14 protein-coding genes and 3 tRNA genes are annotated in these 16,707 nt (G+C 72.0%); 2 read left to right on the top strand and 15 right to left on the bottom strand.

Features of this window, described 5'->3' with window-relative positions:
- Positions 1 to 15 precede the first annotated feature (15 nt).
- The 8 genes from rpoB to CRP39_RS07235 form a co-directional block, all read right to left on the bottom strand.
- Positions 16 to 3,525 (bottom strand): DNA-directed RNA polymerase subunit beta, encoded by a 3,510-nt coding sequence (gene rpoB, locus CRP39_RS07270; RefSeq protein WP_216359640.1) that lies wholly within the window; start codon positions 3,523 to 3,525, stop codon positions 16 to 18.
- Positions 3,526 to 4,082: 557 nt separating this feature from the next.
- Positions 4,083 to 4,475 (bottom strand): 50S ribosomal protein L7/L12, encoded by a 393-nt coding sequence (gene rplL, locus CRP39_RS07265; protein ID WP_097205665.1) that lies wholly within the window; start codon positions 4,473 to 4,475, stop codon positions 4,083 to 4,085.
- A gap of 16 nt (positions 4,476 to 4,491) precedes the next feature.
- A complete protein-coding gene (gene rplJ, locus CRP39_RS07260; RefSeq protein ID WP_097205664.1) occupies positions 4,492 to 5,127 on the bottom strand; it encodes a 50S ribosomal protein L10 in 636 nt (211 codons plus the stop codon).
- A 392-nt stretch (positions 5,128 to 5,519) separates the two neighbouring features.
- A complete protein-coding gene (gene rplA / locus CRP39_RS07255; protein ID WP_097205662.1) occupies positions 5,520 to 6,239 on the bottom strand; it encodes a 50S ribosomal protein L1 in 720 nt (239 codons plus the stop codon).
- Between the two features lie 135 nt (positions 6,240 to 6,374).
- Positions 6,375 to 6,803 carry a 50S ribosomal protein L11 gene (gene rplK / locus CRP39_RS07250; protein ID WP_097205660.1) on the bottom strand — a complete coding sequence of 143 codons (429 nt, stop codon included), beginning with the start codon at positions 6,801 to 6,803 and terminating at the stop codon, positions 6,375 to 6,377.
- Positions 6,804 to 6,891: 88 nt separating this feature from the next.
- Positions 6,892 to 7,773: a transcription termination/antitermination protein NusG gene (gene nusG, locus CRP39_RS07245; RefSeq protein WP_216359639.1), complete on the bottom strand. Its 882-nt coding sequence runs from the start codon at positions 7,771 to 7,773 to the stop codon at positions 6,892 to 6,894.
- A 40-nt stretch (positions 7,774 to 7,813) separates the two neighbouring features.
- Complete coding sequence (gene secE, locus CRP39_RS07240; protein WP_097205658.1) at positions 7,814 to 8,359, bottom strand: preprotein translocase subunit SecE; 546 nt, start codon at positions 8,357 to 8,359, stop codon at positions 7,814 to 7,816.
- 100 nt (positions 8,360 to 8,459) lie between these two features.
- Positions 8,460 to 8,532: transfer RNA gene (locus tag CRP39_RS07235), tRNA-Trp, on the bottom strand.
- A 243-nt stretch (positions 8,533 to 8,775) separates the two neighbouring features.
- On the opposite strand from CRP39_RS07235, the gene CRP39_RS07230 reads away from it, so the two are divergent.
- Entirely contained in the window at positions 8,776 to 9,420 is a 645-nt protein-coding gene (locus CRP39_RS07230; protein ID WP_097205656.1) for a dihydrofolate reductase family protein, read from the top strand.
- 12 nt (positions 9,421 to 9,432) lie between these two features.
- Positions 9,433 to 10,689: a pyridoxal phosphate-dependent aminotransferase gene (locus CRP39_RS07225; protein ID WP_097205654.1), complete on the top strand. Its 1,257-nt coding sequence runs from the start codon at positions 9,433 to 9,435 to the stop codon at positions 10,687 to 10,689.
- A 31-nt stretch (positions 10,690 to 10,720) separates the two neighbouring features.
- Here CRP39_RS07225 and CRP39_RS07220 read toward each other — a convergent pair whose 3' ends face one another.
- The 7 genes from CRP39_RS07220 to CRP39_RS07190 all read right to left on the bottom strand — a co-directional run bounded on the left by CRP39_RS07220 (position 10,721) and on the right by CRP39_RS07190 (position 16,193).
- Positions 10,721 to 12,160 carry a M1 family aminopeptidase gene (locus tag CRP39_RS07220; protein WP_097205652.1) on the bottom strand — a complete coding sequence of 480 codons (1,440 nt, stop codon included), beginning with the start codon at positions 12,158 to 12,160 and terminating at the stop codon, positions 10,721 to 10,723.
- Positions 12,157 to 12,585, bottom strand: a complete 429-nt coding sequence (locus CRP39_RS07215) for a MaoC/PaaZ C-terminal domain-containing protein (RefSeq protein ID WP_097205650.1) — start codon at positions 12,583 to 12,585, stop codon at positions 12,157 to 12,159. Before CRP39_RS07215 ends, CRP39_RS07220 begins: the two co-directional genes overlap by 4 nt.
- The gene (locus CRP39_RS07210; RefSeq protein ID WP_097205648.1) at positions 12,582 to 13,028 is read right to left on the bottom strand and encodes an FAS1-like dehydratase domain-containing protein; all 447 of its coding nucleotides are present in this window, start codon (positions 13,026 to 13,028) and stop codon (positions 12,582 to 12,584) included. Before CRP39_RS07210 ends, CRP39_RS07215 begins: the two co-directional genes overlap by 4 nt.
- Before the next feature lie 91 nt (positions 13,029 to 13,119).
- Complete coding sequence (gene rpmG, locus CRP39_RS07205) at positions 13,120 to 13,284, bottom strand: 50S ribosomal protein L33 (RefSeq protein WP_097205646.1); 165 nt, start codon at positions 13,282 to 13,284, stop codon at positions 13,120 to 13,122.
- A gap of 98 nt (positions 13,285 to 13,382) precedes the next feature.
- A tRNA-Met gene (locus CRP39_RS07200) sits at positions 13,383 to 13,456 on the bottom strand.
- 45 nt (positions 13,457 to 13,501) lie between these two features.
- A tRNA-Thr gene (locus CRP39_RS07195) sits at positions 13,502 to 13,574 on the bottom strand.
- Positions 13,575 to 13,643: 69 nt separating this feature from the next.
- Complete coding sequence (locus CRP39_RS07190) at positions 13,644 to 16,193, bottom strand: putative bifunctional diguanylate cyclase/phosphodiesterase (protein ID WP_425432553.1); 2,550 nt, start codon at positions 16,191 to 16,193, stop codon at positions 13,644 to 13,646.
- Positions 16,194 to 16,707 lie beyond the last annotated feature (514 nt).

The raw sequence follows: 16,707 nt of genomic DNA, 5'->3' as shown, positions 1-16,707 counted from the left end.
GGAGGGGGTCCTTTCTCACACGTCTTCGACGGACGACGGCTCGCGGCGGGACAGGTCGATGCCCAGCTCCTCCGCGGCCCGGAAGACCTCGTCGTCGGTGTCGCGCAGCTCGATCGCCTGCCCGTCACCGGAGAGGACCTCGACGTTGAGGCAGAGCGACTGCAGCTCCTTGAGCAACACCTTGAACGACTCCGGGATGCCCGGCTCGGGGATGTTCTCGCCCTTGACGATGGCCTCGTAGACCTTGACGCGGCCCAGGATGTCGTCGGACTTGATGGTGAGCAGCTCCTGCAACGCGTACGCCGCGCCGTAGGCCTGCATCGCCCAGCACTCCATCTCACCGAAGCGCTGACCACCGAACTGCGCCTTACCACCCAGCGGCTGCTGCGTGATCATCGAGTACGGGCCGGTCGAACGGGCGTGGATCTTGTCGTCGACCAGGTGCAGCAGCTTCAGGATGTAGACGTAGCCCACCGAGATCGGCTCCGGGAACGGCTCGCCGGAGCGGCCGTCGAACAGCCGCGCCTTGCCGGTCGGAGCCACCATCCGCTCGCCGTCGCGGTTCGGGATGGTCGAGCCGAGCAGCCCGACGATCTCCTCCTCGCGCGCACCGTCGAACACCGGCGTCGCGGTCCGGGTGCCCGGCTCGGCCGCGCGGGCCCCCTGGGGCAGGTTGGCCGCCCACTCCGGGTCGCCCTCCACCTGCCAGCCGGACTTGGCGACCCACCCGAGGTGGGTCTCCAGGACCTGGCCGACGTTCATGCGGCCGGGGACGCCCAGCGGGTTGAGGACGATGTCCACCGGGGTGCCGTCCTCGAGGAACGGCATGTCCTCCTGGGGCAGGATCTTCGCGATGACGCCCTTGTTGCCGTGGCGGCCGGCGAGCTTGTCACCGTCGGAGATCTTGCGCATCTGGGCGACGTAGACCCGGATCAGCTCGTTGACGCCGGCGGGCAGCTCGTCGCCGTCCTCGCGCGAGAACACGCGGACGCCGATGACCTTGCCGGACTCACCGTGCTTGACCTTGAGGCTGGTGTCGCGGACCTCGCGGGCCTTCTCACCGAAGATCGCCCGCAGCAGCCGCTCCTCGGGGGTCAGCTCGGTCTCGCCCTTGGGCGTGACCTTGCCGACGAGGATGTCGCCGGGGACGACCTCGGCACCGATGCGGATGATGCCGCGCTCGTCGAGGTCGGCGAGGACCTCCTCGGAGACGTTCGGGATATCCCGGGTGATCTCCTCGGCACCGAGCTTGGTGTCGCGCGCGTCGACCTCGAACTCCTCGATGTGGATAGAGGACAGGACATCGTCCTGCACGAGGCGCTGCGACAGGATGATCGCGTCCTCGTAGTTGTGGCCCTCCCACGGCATGAAGGCGACGAGCAGGTTCTTGCCCAGCGCCATCTCACCCTGGTCGGTGCACGGGCCGTCGGCGATGACCTGACCGACCTCGACCCGCTGCCCCTCGTCGACGACGGGGGTCTGGTTGATCGAGGTGCCCTGGTTGGAGCGGCGGAACTTCAGCAGCCGGTAGGTCTGCCGGGTGCCGTCGTCGGCCATGATCGTGACGTAGTCGGCGGTGGAGTCCTCCACCACACCGGCCTTCTCGGCCACGACGACGTCGCCGGCGTCGACGGCGGCACGCAGCTCCATGCCGGTGCCGACCAGCGGCGCCTCGCTGCGCAGCAGCGGGACGGCCTGACGCTGCATGTTGGCGCCCATGAGCGCGCGGTTGGCGTCGTCGTGCTCGAGGAACGGGATCATCGCCGTCGCGACCGAGGTCATCTGCCGCGGCGAGACGTCCATGTAGTCGACGTTCTCGGGCGCGAGGTCGGTGGTCTCGCCGCCCTTGGTGCGGACCAGGACCTGGTCCTCGGCGAACCGGCCGTTGGCGTCCAGCGGCGAGTTGGCCTGGGCGACGACGAAGCGGTCCTCCTCGTCGGCGGTCAGGTAGTCGATCTGGTTGGTGACCGTGCCGTTGACGACCTTGCGGTACGGCGTCTCGATGAAGCCGAAGGCGTTGACCCGGCCGAACGAGGACAGCGAGCCGATCAGGCCGATGTTCGGGCCTTCCGGCGTCTCGATCGGGCACATCCGGCCGTAGTGGCTCGGGTGCACGTCGCGGACCTCCATGCCGGCCCGCTCACGCGACAGACCGCCCGGACCCAGTGCCGACAGGCGGCGCTTGTGGGTCAGGCCCGCGAGCGGGTTGGTCTGGTCCATGAACTGGGACAGCTGGCTGGTGCCGAAGAACTCCTTGATGGAGGCGACGACCGGCCGGATGTTGATCAGGGTCTGCGGCGTGATCGCCTCGACGTCCTGCGTCGTCATCCGCTCGCGGACCACGCGCTCCATGCGGGAGAGGCCGACCCGGATCTGGTTCTGGATCAGCTCGCCGACGGTGCGCAGCCGACGGTTGCCGAAGTGGTCGATGTCGTCGACGCCGTGGTCGGGCTCGCCGGCGTGCAGACGCACGACGTACTCGATGGTGGCGACGATGTCGTCCTCGGTCAGCGTCAGCGTGGTCTGCGGGACCTCGACGCCGAGCTTCTTGTTGACCTTGTACCGGCCGACCTTCGCCAGGTCGTAGCGCTTCGGGTTGAAGAACAGGTTCTCCAGCAGCGCCTGCGCGGACTCACGCGTCGGCGGCTCGCCCGGCCGCAGCTTGCGGTAGATGTCGAGCAGCGCCTCGTCCTGCCCGGCGATGTGGTCCTTCTCCAGGGTGGCCAGGACGGTGGGCGACCACTGGAAGTGCTCGCGGATGCGGTCCTCGGCCCAGCCGAGGGCCTTGAGCAGCACGGTGACCGGCTGGCGGCGCTTGCGGTCGATCCGGACGCCGACGGTGTCGCGCTTGTCGACGTCGAACTCCAGCCACGCCCCGCGGCTGGGGATCACCTTGGCGCTGAAGACGTCCTTGTCCGACGTCTTGTCCAGGCTCTTGTCGAAGTAGACGCCCGGGCTGCGGACCAGCTGGGAGACGACGACGCGCTCGGTCCCGTTGATGACGAACGTGCCCTTGTTCGTCATGATGGGGAAGTCGCCCATGAACACCGTCTGGCTCTTGATCTCGCCGGTGGTGTTGTTCATGAACTCGGCGGTGACGAACAGCGGCGCCGCGTACGTCATGTCCTTGTCCTTGCACTCCTCGAGGGACGCCTTGACGTCCTCGAAGCGCGGGTTGGAGAAGGACAGCGACATGGAACCGCTGAAGTCCTCGATCGGGGAGATCTCCTCGAGGATCTCGGCCAGGCCGCCGACGGCGTCGGCCTGCTCCTCGGGCGGGAGGGTCGCCCGCCACTCGGGGCTCCCGACCAGCCAGTCGAAGGAGGCGGTCTGCAGGGCCAGCAGGTCCGGCACCGCGAGCGGCTCGGAGATCTTCGCGAACGACACGCGCAGCGGCGCGCCGGGGATCTTCTGCTGGTCGGCCTCGCCGGTGCGGGGGCCGGTCTGCGGGTTCTGCGGGGTGTGCTGGGTGGAACCTGACTCGGTGGTGCTGGCGGAGATGCTGGTGGGGCGAGAGCCTGCCAAGATGCGTCCTTCCAAGGACCTCACGACGTGCGGGCGGTGGGTGCTGGGTCGTCCTGGGTCGTCGTCGGTAATGGCGGGGCTGTCCGTCTGGGCTGCTGAACGGCCGGAACGGAGGGTCGGCGGGCGCCCGGGGAGGGTTCCCCCGGGCACCCCACGTGACCCGTCTCGGCGGGTGAGCAGTCAGGGGGCAGCGCAACAGAGAACCCTACCCCTTCCCGGGCAGGCTGTCCACGTCGGGGGGCCGGTAGCGACCAGGCACACACCCCGGGAAGGAGCAGCCGTCCCGGCGGGTGCGGGCCGCGCCTCGACGACACGGCCATGATGCCAGCCCGGCGACTCGGTGGGTACAGCCACGCCGGGGACCGTGGCGGTGATCGCGCGGGCCGCGGCCCGCGGCGCGGGCGCGACGGCACCGGCCCCGGGGACGCCGGAGGGGCCGCCCCCCTGGTGGAGGACGGCCCCTGCGGGTCGTGCGAGGTGGTGCTCCCCCGGGTCAGGCCGGGGAGGGGGTCACGCGCCGCGTGACCTGCCCGGCGGCGACTCCGCCGGACACCGGGTCACTTGACGGTGACGGTGGCGCCCGCGCCCTCGAGGGCGGCCTTGGCCTTCTCGGCAGCGTCCTTGGCGACCTTCTCCAGGACCGGCTTCGGCGCGCCGTCGACCAGGTCCTTGGCCTCCTTGAGGCCGAGCGAGGTCAGGCCGCGCACCTCCTTGATGACCTGGATCTTCTTGTCGCCGGCGCTCTCGAGGATGACGTCGAACTCGTCCTGCTCCTCGGCGGCGGGGGCACCGCCGTCGCCACCACCGGCGGCCGGGGCGGCCGCGACGGCGACGGGGGCAGCAGCGGTGACCTCGAAGGTCTCCTCGAACTGCTTCACGAAGTCGGACAGCTCGAGCAGCGTCATCTCCTTGAACGCGTCGAGCAGCTCCGTGGTGGACAGCTTGGCCATGATCTCTCCTTCTGGGTCAGTCGGTGCTGGCCGCGGCGTCCGCGGCGACAGCGGTGTCATCGGTGGCCTGGGCGGCCGTGTCGGTGGTGTCAGCAGCAGTCGCGTCGGCGGCCTGGTCGGCCGCGGCAGGAGCGTCCTCGGCGGGCTTCTTCTCCTGCAGCGCGGCGGCCAGACGGGCGACCTGCGACAGCGGGGCCTGGAACAGGCCCGCGGCCTTGCTGAGGTTGCCCTTCATCGCGCCGGCCAGCTTGGCCAGGAGCACCTCACGGGGCTCGACGTCGGCGAGGGCGGTGACCTCGGCGGCGCCGACCGTGCGGCCCTCGACCACACCACCCTTGACGACGAGCAGCGGGTTGGCGCGCGCGAAGTCACGGATGGCCTTGGCCGCGTTCACCGGGTCGCCCTCGATGAAGGCGATCGCGGTGGGCCCGTTGAGCAGCGGGGCGAGGTCGGCGAAACCGACCTGCTCCGCGGCCCGCTTCGTCAGGGTGTTCTTGACGACGGCGTAGCTGCTGCCCTCACCGAGGGATCGGCGCAGCTGGGTCAGCTGGGCCACGGTCAGCCCGCGGTACTCGGTGAGCACCGCCGCGCTGGACGACTGGAACCGCTGGGTGATCTCGTCGATCACCACGGCCTTCGCCTGCGTGGGCATGGGCCTCCTCTCGTCTGTCGGGCGACCACCGGCCGGTGCGCGACGACGGGCGATCAACGGCCCCGGAGACGAGGAACGCCCCGGCGCAGGGCGCACGGGGCGAGGGGCGGGCGCAGGGCGCCCGACGATCGAACCGTCCTCCTGCGCGGGCCGCCCGGCATCTGCGGGACCTTCGATCGCACGCGGACGTGCGACGACCTGCGGTCTTGGGGGGAACGCCGATGAGCATACGCCATGCCGCGGGGGCGCCGCTGTCGCCGTCGTCACGCAGGGACGCCGAGGGCCCCGCAGCGACGTGCGCTGCGAGGCCCCTGGCGACGTGCTGGAGCGGCCCGGTCCCGTCCAGGGGCCCACCCCGGGCCTGCGCGGGGTGGGGACGACGGGGTCCCCTCTCAGGTGGTGGGCTCGTCCACCGTGAGGTTGCGGGTGCGGTTCGGGTCGACCGGGATGCCCGGGCCCATGGTCGTGGAGACGGTGACCTTCTTGAGGTACCGGCCCTTGGCGGCCGAGGGCTTCGCCCGGAGGACCTCGTCGAGCGCCGCGGCGTAGTTCTCCACCAGCTTGGTCTCGTCGAAGGACGTCTTGCCGATGACCAGGTGCAGGTTGGCCTGCTTGTCGACGCGGAAGTTGATCTTCCCGCCCTTGATGTCGTTGACGGCCTTGGTGACGTCGGGGGTCACGGTGCCGGTCTTCGGGTTCGGCATCAGGCCACGGGGGCCGAGGATGCGGGCGATCCGGCCGACCTTGGCCATCTGGTCAGGGGTCGCGATCGCCGCGTCGAAGTCCAGGAAGCCGCCCTGGATGCGCTCGATCAGGTCGTCGGAGCCGACGACGTCAGCGCCGGCGGCCTCGGCCTCGGCGGCCTTGTCGCCGGTCGCGAAGACGATGACGCGGGCGGTCTTGCCGGTGCCGTGGGGCAGGTTGACCGTGCCGCGGACCATCTGGTCGGCCTTGCGGGGGTCCACGCCCAGGCGCATGGCGACCTCGACGGTGGCGTCGTAGGACGTCGGCGACGTCTCCTTGGCCAGGGTCGCCGCCTGCAGCGGGGAGTACAGGGTCTCGCGGTCGACCTTCGCGGCCGCCTCGCGGAACTTCTTGCCGTGCTTCGCCATGGGTGGGTCCTCTCCCCCGGCGCGCGGCCGGGAGTCGCGTGGTGCGCGGGCCTGGCGCAGGCCCTCCCACGAGTGCTGTACGGGTCCGTGCCGGACCCGGTGGTGCAACGCCGCCGGACCGGCGGCGCATCCCTCTTACTGGACGGTGATGCCCATCGACCGGGCGGTGCCGGCGATGATCTTCTCGGCCTCGTCGAGGGAGTTGGCGTTGAGGTCGGCCATCTTGGTCTGGGCGATCTCGCGGACCTGGTCACGCGTCACGGTGGCGACCTTGGTCTTGTGCGGCTCGCCGGAGCCCTTCTCCACGCCGGCCGCCTTGAGCAGCATGCGCGCCGCCGGAGGGGTCTTGGTGACGAAGGTGAACGAGCGGTCCTCGTAGACGGAGATCTCGACCGGGACCACGTTGCCGCGCTGCGACTCCGTGGCGGCGTTGTAGGCCTTGCAGAACTCCATGATGTTGACGCCGTGCTGGCCGAGCGCCGGACCGACGGGCGGGGCGGGGGTGGCCGCACCGGCGTTGATCTGGAGCTTGATGACCGCGGTCAACCGCTTCCTGGGGGGCATGACTTCCTTCTTCGTGACGGGATGGAACGGCCCTGCCGCCGGGTCCCACCGCGAGCGTGCGAGCGGTGGGGGGCGACAGGGACCTCCTTCAGATCTTCTGGACCTGGTTGAACGAGAGCTCGACCGGCGTCTCCCGGCCGAAGATCGAGACGAGCACCTGCAGCTTCTGCTGCTCGGCGTTGATCTCGTTGATCGTGGCGGGGAGCGTGGCGAACGGCCCGTCCATGACCGTGACCGACTCGCCGACCTCGAAGTCCACCACGGCGGTCGGCGCGGCGGCGGCCGTGGTCGTCGTCTCGGTCGCCTTGGCGGCCGGCTGGGTGGTGGCCGGGGCGAGGATCTTGACGACCTCGTCCAGGGTGAGCGGCGAGGGCCGCGAGGTGGCGCCCACGAAGCCGGTCACGCCCGGGGTGTTGCGCACCGCGCCCCAGGACTCGTCGTTGAGCTCCATGCGCACCAGCAGGTACCCGGGGAACACCTTGCGGTTGACCTGGGTGCGCTTGCCGTTCTTGATCTCGGTGACCTCCTCGGTGGGCACCTCGATCTGGTAGATGAAGTCCTCCATGTCCAGCGACTGGATGCGGGACTCGAGGTTGGTCTTCACCTTGTTCTCGTAGCCGGCGTAGGAGTGCACGACGTACCAGTCGCCGGGGGCGATCCGCAGGGCCTTGCGCAGCGCCTCGACCGGGTCCTCGTCCTCGTCGGCCTCCGCGACGTCGGAGTCGGCCGCAGGGGCGGTCAGCGGGTCGCTGACCAGGCTGTCGACGTCGCCGTCCTCGACCTCGGGGGTCGCGTCGGCCACACCGGTCAGGGCGTCCTGGTCGGCGGTGTCGGTGGAGCCCTCGGCGGCGCCGGTCTCGCCCGCACCGGTCTCCAGGTCCGCACTGCCACGGACGTCGAAGCGGGCGTCGTCGAGGTCGATGGCCTCGACGGCGCTGTCGGTGTCGAAGGGCTCGCGGGGGTCGGTCACGGGGATCTCTTCCTTGTCGGTGGTGCAGGCGCGGGTGGGCTCAGCCGAAGACGGCGAGCACGCCCTTGGCGAAGAGGAGGTCCAGGCCGGCGACCAGCGCGACCATGAAGGCCACGAAGACGATGACGACGGTCGTGTAGGTGATCAGCTCGCGCCGGCCCGGCCAGATGACCTTGCGCAGCTCGGCGACGACCTCGCGCAGGAACCGGCCGATGCTGCGCTTCTGCCGGATCTCCTCCGCGCGCGCCCGCTCCGCGGCCGCCCGGGACCGCGTGCCGGCCCCCTCGGTGGCCCGGCCGGCGGGCCGGGTGGAGGCCCGCTCGCGAGCCGCACGCCGGGTCCGCGCAGTCGACTCGTCGTCCTCGTCGTCGTCGCCGGCGGTGATCCGGCCACCACGGCGCCGCGCCGGCGTGGCGACGACCTTGTCCTCGTCGGCCTGGGCCTCGGCGGCCAGCTCGTCCTCGGCGGCTTCGAGCTCGGTGGCGTCGTCGACCCCCGGAGCCTCGCGGTCGAGCTGTTCGTCGGTCAGCTCGGCGTCGGAGGCGGCGCGAGGGTCGTCCTCGCGTCCCGGCTTCTCGTCGCTCACTGGGCCTCGCTCGCCTCGTGGTGGTGGCCGCTGCTCTCGGGCCGTCGGTCGGGTGTCGTACTGGTCGTGCACGTCGCCGGCGCGGAGCCGGCGGCACGGGCAGGGGTGACAGGACTTGAACCTGCAGCCTGCGGTTTTGGAGACCGCTGCTCTGCCAATTGAGCTACACCCCTTTGGGGACCCCCTCCTCCCACCCTTCGCGGACTCGGGGTGGGACCCGGGACGGAGCCGTCCGGGACCGCCTACCCACCACAGCCGGGCTCCGAGCCCCGTAGGGGGATCCGGGGCACGCCGGTGGCGGGGTCAACTGCCCCAGGACAGCGAGTGTACGGGACCGCCGGGACCGGCAGCCAACCTGCTCCGGACCGGGGCGTCGCGGGCGATGAGTCCGGCGCCGGCGGGCGGTCCTCCCCAGCATGACCGAGCTGCGAGTGCACAACCTGTCCGTGTCGCTGGACGGCTACGGCGCCGGCCCGGACCAGACCACCGAGAACCCCCTCGGCGTCGGCGGCGAGCTGCTGCACGAGTGGATCTTCGGGGACCGCACCCCTGTCGACGAGCGGTTCGTGGCGGCGGGGGTGGACGGCGTGGGCGCGACGATCATGGGACGCAACATGTTCGGCCCGGTCCGCGGCCCGTGGCCGGACGCGTCCTGGCGCGGGTGGTGGGGCGAGGACCCGCCGTTCCACCACGACGTGTTCGTGCTGACCCACCACCCGCGCCCGTCGCTGGAGATGGCCGGGGGCACCACCTTCCACTTCGTCACCGACGGCATCGAGGCCGCCCTGGCCCGCGCCCGGGATGCCGCCGCTGGGCGGGCCGTGCGCCTCGGTGGTGGGATGGCCACGGTGCGCCAGTACCTGCGCGCGGGACTGGTCGACGAGCTGCACGTGGCCGTCGTCCCCGTGCTGCTGGGCGGGGGCGAGCGGCTGTTCGACGACCTCGGCGACGCCCTCAGCGGCTGGACGTGCGTGGAGTACGCGCCCTCCCCCTCGGTCGCGCACGTGCGGCTGCGCCCGCGGCAACCGGGATCGGGGGCGACCCCGGACGCCGCGCTTTGACACGATGAGCACATGACCGCCGTCTCCTCCTCGGAGCCCGCTGCCCCGTCCACCGAGCTGCCGCCCGTCCAGCGGCGCATCTCCCGCCGCATCGCCGCGATCGCCGAGTCGGCGACGCTCGCGGTCGACGCCAAGGCAAAGGCGCTCAAGGCCGCCGGCAAGCCGGTGATCGGCTTCGGCGCGGGCGAGCCGGACTTCCCGACGCCGGACTACGTCGTCGCGGCCGCGGTCGCCGCGTGCTCGCAGCCGGCGATGCACCGGTACACCCCGGCGGGCGGGCTGCCGGCCCTCAAGGAGGCGATCGTCGCGAAGACCGCGCGCGACTCCGGCCTGCAGGTGACCCCGGCCAACGTCCTGGTCACCAACGGCGGCAAGCAGGCGGTCTACGAGGCCTTCGCCACGATGCTCGACCCGGGCGACGAGGTGCTGCTGCCCGCCCCGTACTGGACGACCTACCCGGAGGCCATCGCGCTGGCCGGCGGCGTCCCGGTGCCGGTCGTCGCCGACGAGGAGAGCGGCTACCTCGTCTCGGTGGCGCAGCTGGAGGCGGCGCGGACGCCGCGCACCAAGGTGCTGCTGTTCTGCTCCCCGTCCAACCCGACCGGGGCGGTGTACCCGCCGGAGGTGGTCGAGGAGATCGGGCGCTGGGCGGTGGACAACGGGATCTGGGTGCTCACCGACGAGATCTACGAGCACCTCACCTACGACGGGGCGACCGCGCCGTCCATGCCCGTGCTGGTCCCCGAGCTCGCCGACACGTGCGTCGTCGTCAACGGCGTGGCCAAGACCTACGCCATGACCGGCTGGCGGGTGGGCTGGATCGTCGGTCCGGCGGACGTCGTCAAGGCCGCCACCAACCTGCAGTCGCACGCCACGTCCAACGTGGCCAACGTGTCGCAGGCGGCCGCCATCGCCGCACTGACCGGCGACCTGTCCGCCGTGGGGACGATGAAGGCGGCCTTCGACCGCCGCCGCCGGACGATCGTCTCGATGCTGCGCGAGATCCCGGGGGTCGCCTGCCCCGAGCCACAGGGCGCCTTCTACGTCTACCCGTCGGTGAAGGCGCTGCTCGGGCGCGAGATCGCCGGCCGGACGGCGAGCAACAGCGTCGAGCTGGCCGAGATCATCCTCGAGGAGGCCGAGGTCGCCGTCGTCCCGGGGGAGGCGTTCGGCACCCCCGGCTACCTGCGGATGTCCTACGCGCTCGGGGACGACGACCTCGTCGAGGGCGTCAGCCGCATGCAGCGTCTGCTCGGCCAGGCGGGCTGAGCGGGGCCGCGGCGGGATCGCGCAGGGGGTCTCAGCCGGGCAGGTCCTCGGGCCGCAGGGCGCCGGCGTCGACGAGCACGTCCAGCGCCGCGGGCAGGTCGGCCAGCGCCCGGGCGACGTCGTCGGGGGTGGCGATCGTCCAGGCGTTGGCGTCGACGTAGCAACGGACGGCGGCGTCGAAGGCCCGGGGGCCGGCGGCGTCACGGGCGGTGAGCAGGGCGGCGGCACCCTTGCCGTAGACCTGCTCGAAGTACTGTCCGGACTCCGAGAACTGGTCCATGGCGGCACCGACGTCCCCGGGCAGCGCCAGCTGCTGCGCCACGTCGCCGGGCGGGAAGCCCACCGACTCGGCGTAGCTGGCGAACGCCTCGTCGAGCCACGGGTCGCGGAACTGGGAGTCGCCGACCATCCCGTAGAACCACATGTGCGCCACCTCGTGCAGCAGGACCAGCTGGTCCGCGCCGGCCAGGAGGATGGAGCTCGGGTACTCGATCCCGCCGCCGCGGTCGGGCAGCAGCGGCACGGTCAGCGTGCGGTAGGGGAAGGCGCCGAACCGCTCCGCCAGGTCGCCGATCGCCTCGACCGTCCAGTCGGCCAGCCCGTCCGCGGGCATCCCCGCGTCGGGCAGCACGCCGGTGGTCACCCGGACGCCGCCCGGGGTGGTCGTGGTGGCGGTGGCGAACTCCCCCACCGCGACGCTCACGTCTCGGGCCACCGGTTCGGTGGCGGTCCAGGTGCGCCGGCCGTCCCGGACGGCCGAGGGCTCGTCCTGGTCGCCGGTCATCAGCACGGTGAGCGCCGCCGGTGCGGAGACCCGGATGTGGGTGTCGGCCACCGGGCTGGTGGCCGTCTCGCCGAGGATGCCGACGAACGGGTCCCGCGCCCAGCCGACACCCGGCTCCCGGGCGAGCAGCGGCGCACCACTGGCCCACCAGGACACGCCCTCGGCCGTGCCGACCCGCTCGAAGCCGCCGCTCCCCAGCAGCAGCGTGAAGTCCAGCGCCACCTGGGTCTCGTCGCCGGCCTCGAGCTCCCGCTCCAGGCGGATGACGTAGAGCCCGCCGGGGCCGTCGGCCTGCCCGTCCTCGTAGCCGCTGCCGGCGACGTCCTCGCCCCGGACGGCGTCCACGGTGAGGCGGTTGCCCTCCGCGGCCGCGCCGGGGGCGTTGGGCACGAGCCGGAAGACCAGTTCAACCGTCGCCCGGTCCGCGGTGAAGACGACGGTCTCGGTGCCCGTCACGGTGCGCAGGTCGTCGTCGAGACGGAAGTCGAGGCCGACCCGGGGCCGGTCCGGGTCCGGGGCGGCCCGCTCGGCACAGTCGCCCTCGGCCGGGTCTCCCGGCGGGACCCCGCGACCGGCGTCCGCGGACGCCCGCGCCTCGGCGGCGACGGTGTCGGCGAAGGACGTCCCGCAGCCGGGCACGAGCAGCAGCGCCGCGACAGCCAGGACGGCGCGACGCCGGGCGGTCACGCCAGGCGGACGGTTGCGCGGGCCAGGGAGAGGACCTTCTCGCCGCCGCTGGTGACGGTGAGGTCGATGCGGGCCCGGCCGTCGTCGTCCAGCGCGCCCACCTTGCCGCGGACGACGACCTCCGCGCCGGTGTCGTCGTCGGGCACGACGACCGGACGGCCGAACCGGACGTGGTACTCGACGAGCGCGCCCGGGTCCCCGATCCAGGCGGTGACGGCGCGGGCGGCCAGGGCCATGGTGAGCATCCCGTGGGCGATGACCCCGGGCAGGCCGACCTCGGTGGCCACCCGGTCGTTCCAGTGGATGGGGTTGAAGTCCCCGGAGGCGCCGGCGTAGCGGACCAGGTCGGCCCGGGTGACGCGGTGGGTCTGCTCGGGGAGCTCGGTCCCGACCGCGACGTCGGCGGCCCGCACGGTGGCTGTCATCCCGCCCCCCTCGCGACGAGCATGGACGTCGCCGAGCAGACCGGCTCGCCGTCCTCGGTGGCGACGTCGACCCGCGTGGTGAGCAGGTCGTTGCCCGCGACGCTGCGCACGGCCTCGATGGTGGGCGTGGCGATGAGACGGTCCCCGGCGCGGATGGCGCGGTGGTGGGTGAACCGCTGCTCGCCGTGCACGACACGGCCGTAGTCGAGGTCGACGTCCGGGTCCTCCACGACGACACCGGCTGCCGAGAGCGTCAGCACGATGGCGAAGGTGGGCGGGGCGATGACGTCGGGGTGGCCGGCGGCGCGGGCGGCGTCGGCGTCGCGGTGCACCGGGCTCGACTCGCCGATGGCGGCGGCGAACTCGGCGATCTTCTCGCGGCCGACCTCGTAGACGGCAGAGGGCGGGTAGCTGCGCCCGACCAGTGTCGGATCAAGCGCCATGCTCCCGCCCTCCTGCGTGGACCGTCAGGTCAGCGTGTCTCTGCGGTGGCAGGGACCGCGTCAGCGCGTCTCTGCGGTGGCAGAGACCGCGTCAGCGCGTCTCACGGTGAATCGTGTGCTTGCGGTCCTTCGGGCAGTACTTCTTCAGCTCGAGCCGGTCCGGGTCGTTCCGCCGGTTCTTGCGGGTGATGTAGTTGCGGTTCTTGCACTCCTGGCACGCCAGGGTGATCTTCGGACGGATGTCGGTGGCTGCCACGGGAGTGTCTCCTAGCCTTGTCGGACGGGCCTGCCGGGCCCGGCGTGTGAACGACGCCCACACGACGACGGACCCCGGGATGCGGGGTCCGTCGAGAGTAGCGGTGACCGGATTTGAACCGGTGACACAGCGATTATGAGCCGCTTGCTCTGCCTGGCTGAGCTACACCGCCGGGAGGACCGTGCGGCCCGGTCTCGCGACAGGACCGGTTGGTCGGAGCCCCTTTACGGAATCGAACCGTAGACCTTCTCCTTACCATGGAGACGCTCTGCCGACTGAGCTAAAGGGGCGGTGGCCGAAGCCGTGGAGAACTGTACCTGACGCCTGCCGGGGTCCGTCGCAGGGGGTCCCGGGGGGCGTCAGGTGCGGACGAACAGCCGCCGGTGCGGCGTCCCGGGGATCGCCGAGCGGACGCCGGTGCGGGCCAGGATCCAGCTCTCCAGCCGGTCGTCGGGCAGCGGCCGGCTGACCAGGAAGCCCTGCAGCTTGTCGCAGCCCATCTCGGCCAGGAGGTTGCGGGTCAGCTCGTCCTCGACACCCTCGGCGACGACCCGCAGGCCCAGGTTGTGCGCCAGCTCGATGATCGAGCGGGCGATGAAGGACTCTCCCTGGCTGGTGGACATCCCCAGCACGAAGGACTTGTCGATCTTCACCTCGTCGATCGGCAGCTGCCGCAGCTGGGACAACGACGAGTAGCCCGTGCCGAAGTCGTCCATCGACAGTCGCAGCCCCAGGGCGTGCAGGTCGGCGAGGACGGTGCTGCTGCGGACGGAGTCGTCGACGACGCTGCCCTCGGTGAGCTCCAGGGTGAGCAGCTCCCCCGGGACGCCGTGCCGCCGCAGCGCGCGCCGGACACGGTCGACCAGGTCGGGCTCGCCGAGACAGCGGGCGGAGAGGTTCACCGCGACCGACAGCGCGATGTCCTGGTCCAGCCACTTGCGGCAGCGGGCCAGGGCCAGGTCCAGGACGTGGTCGGTGAGCGGGCCGATGCGGCCGATCTGCTCGGCGAGGTGGATGAAGTCGTCGGGCGCGATGGCGCCGTAGCGCGGGTGCGCCCAGCGGACCAGCGTCTCCACCGAGACGATGTCGGAGGTCCGGGCGTCGATGATCGGCTGGAACACCACGCTGATCTGGCCCTCGACCATCGCCGACTCCAGCTCGGTGCCCAGCTGCAGGCGGCGCAGGCTCTGCTGGTCGAGCACCGGGTGATAGCTGGCCACGCCGCTGGAGCCGGCGCCGGCCAGCAGGGCGACGTCCGCCCGCTGCATGAGCGTGCCGGCGTCGGTGCCGTGGACCGGGGCGGCGGCGACGCCGATGGACAGCGTCACCTCCAGGTCGAGACCGGCCACCCGGGCACGGGTGGAGGTGGCCTCCCGCAGCCGCCGCGCGGCGCGCTCGGTGGCCGCCAGCGACAGGCCGGGCAGCAGGACGGCGAACTGCTCGCCCTCCATCCGGGCCACGAGCGCCTGCGGCGGCGCGTGCTCGCGCAGCAGGCCGGCGGTCACGAGCAGCAGCTCGTCGCTGGCCGCGTGCCCGAGGGTGTCGGTGACCTCGGTGTAGTTGTCGAGCGCGGCGAGGATCAGCCCGGCGCGGCCGGCGACCGGGTCGGCGCCCAGCAGCTGGTCGATCTCCACGGCCAGCCGCTGCCGGTTGGGCAGGCCGGTGAGGCGGTCGTGGTCGGCGTCGTAGCGGATCTGGCTGAGCAGCTGCTGCTGCCGGATCGCGGCGTTGATGTGGGTGAGCATCGAGTCCAGCGCGGACCGGTCACCGTCGGCGAAGGAGAGGGCGTCGCTGCGCCGGTCGCAGATCTCGAGGTACCCCGGCTCCCCCGCGGCGGTGGCCACGGGGGCGGCCAGCAGGTCCTCGGCGTCCCGGCGGGCCAGGGCTGCGGCCTCGGCCTCCGTCGCGCGGGCGAGCGACACCAGGACCGGCCCGTCGACGGAGCCGTCCGTCGCCCGCCGCCGGATGAGGTCGTCCGGGTCACCGGGCCCGTCGTACCAGGCGCGCCCGTCCTCGGTGGCGACCACCAGCCGGGGCTCCTCGTCGAGGTAGGGCGGCAGCCACAGGGCGACGCGGTCGGCGTTGAGCAGCTCCTTGACCGCCTCGACGATGCGCAGGGTGCCGTCCTCGTCGGACCCGACCTGCTCGACGCGGCGGGCGAACTCGTACACGCGCTGCAGTCGGTGCCCCTCGCCGGCCACCCTCGCGAACCGCCGGAACAGGACGATGACGGCCACGGCCGCGGGCACGATGAGCACCGCCGCCCAGCCGGTCTGCCGGGTCAGCATCATCGCGACGACCGCGACGGACACGGCGAAGGGCCCGACGACGGCGATCGGCAGCAGGAGCTCCTGCCACAGCCGGCGACTGGGGTTGCCCCCGCTTAGCCGGATGGCACCGACCACGAGGGGTGTGCCGACGACGTCGGCGGCGAAGACGGCGACGAGGAGGTAGAGCCAGCTGATCGGGTCGTCGATCCCGTCGAAGGGCAGCGCCTGCAGGACGACGACGGCGACGGCGACCTCGACGATGGCCACCGCCATGTTGAACACGGCCTTGGCCGGGGCGTAGCGCTGGACGGCGAGGCTGAGCCCGAGGCCGAGCGCGCGGGCCACCGCGGCCCAGATCCCGCCCACCTCGACCAGCGCGATGGTGAGGGCGAGCTCGCTCACCGACCAGGACCAGGTCTGGCGCCGGAACTCCACGTGCAGCGACACGGTCTCGGTGACGAAGAACGCGGCGGTCACGACCAGGAACGGCAGGGGCTCCAGCGACGTGCTCGTCCCCGGGAACACGAGGACGGCCGTGATGAGGGCGAGCAGGACCCCGGCTGTCGCGATGACCCACGGGTGCAGGGGCGCAGCGGAGCGCGGCAACGGCACGTGCGCCTCGGGACTGGCCAACGTCACCCGGATTCTGGGAGGGGAGGAGAGCGCGCCGAGGCTAACAGCGGGACACACGCCCGGGAACGGACCCAACCCGAAGGGGGCAGCCGGCTCTGGGGCGAGGCCGGCTGCCCTGGCACACCGCTACCGGAGCGTCAACGGCTCCACTTGGAGCCCCGGCTCCACTTCGACCCCCGGCTCCACTTGGAACCCCGGCTCCACTTCGACCCACGCTGCGTGTTCATGACGCCTCCTCAGGCATGAAGAACTGCTCGACCGTGCGGCAGTCACCCAGGCGCGGGGGCAGAGCGTCGTTCGGTACGGACCGCGCCCGAGACATTGCTGCCCGTCACCCGATCGGGACAAGCACGGAAGATCACGACGGTGTGACGAACCGTCATGCCGTCACACAGAGTGATCCGACGTACCTGACCGTCACCCATTCGCGTGATCGCCGGGACGGGTGATGCGGACGGTACAGCCGGGATCCCATGCGGCACGACCGACGCAATCCACAGGGCACCAGCGCCTCCACCGG

The organism is Geodermatophilus sabuli (assembly GCF_900215145.1).
GTDB lineage: Bacteria > Actinomycetota > Actinomycetes > Mycobacteriales > Geodermatophilaceae > Geodermatophilus > Geodermatophilus sabuli.
The sequence above is the reverse complement of the archived record's forward strand: the minus strand, read 5'-3'. Positions and strand labels throughout refer to the sequence as shown.